Origin of the sequence: Streptomyces chilikensis, from assembly GCF_001642695.1 — a bacterium.
Taxonomy (GTDB): Bacteria; Actinomycetota; Actinomycetes; order Streptomycetales; family Streptomycetaceae; genus Streptomyces; species Streptomyces chilikensis.
Genome location: NZ_LWCC02000001.1, coordinates 1,895 through 2,439 on the forward strand (window position 1 = coordinate 1,895; position 545 = coordinate 2,439).

General features: G+C 73.9%; 1 protein-coding gene. It reads left to right on the plus strand.

Annotated features, from left to right (window positions below; genetic code table 11):
• Nucleotides 1-545: SDR family NAD(P)-dependent oxidoreductase (locus A2U95_RS33935; RefSeq protein ID WP_166020103.1), on the plus strand; the 545-nt coding region annotated here is incomplete at both ends.

Here is a 545-nt window from a genome sequence, read left to right on the forward strand (position 1 = left end):
CGCGGCGGTGTGGGGTCTGGTGCGCTCGGCGCAGTCCGAGCACCCCGACCGGATCGTCCTGGTCGACACCGACGGAACGACGGAAGACCTGACGGCGCTTGCGGGCCTGGATGAACCGCAGCTCGCGATCCGCGCGGGCGAGGTCCTGGTGCCCCGGTTGGCCCGCACCACCACCCCTGCCGACACCACGCTGCCCGCCGCCGAAGGCGCGGTACTGGTCACCGGTGCCGGTGGTGCGCTGGGTGGTCTGGTCGCCCGTCACCTCGTCACCGCCCACGGTGTCCGTGACCTCGTGCTCGTCTCGCGTCGTTCCTCCACCGCGCTGGTGGATGAGTTGCGGGAGCTGGGCGCCACCGTCCGCTGGGCGTCGTGCGACGTCACCGACCGCGACGCCCTGACCGGCCTGATCGGCGAGCTGACCGCGCCCGACGGCCCGGGCCTGTCCGGCGTCGTCCACGCCGCAGGGGTCGTCGACGACGGTGTCCTCGAATCCCTCACCCCCGAGCGGCTGGCGACGGTGCTGCGGCCCAAGGCGGACGCCGCCT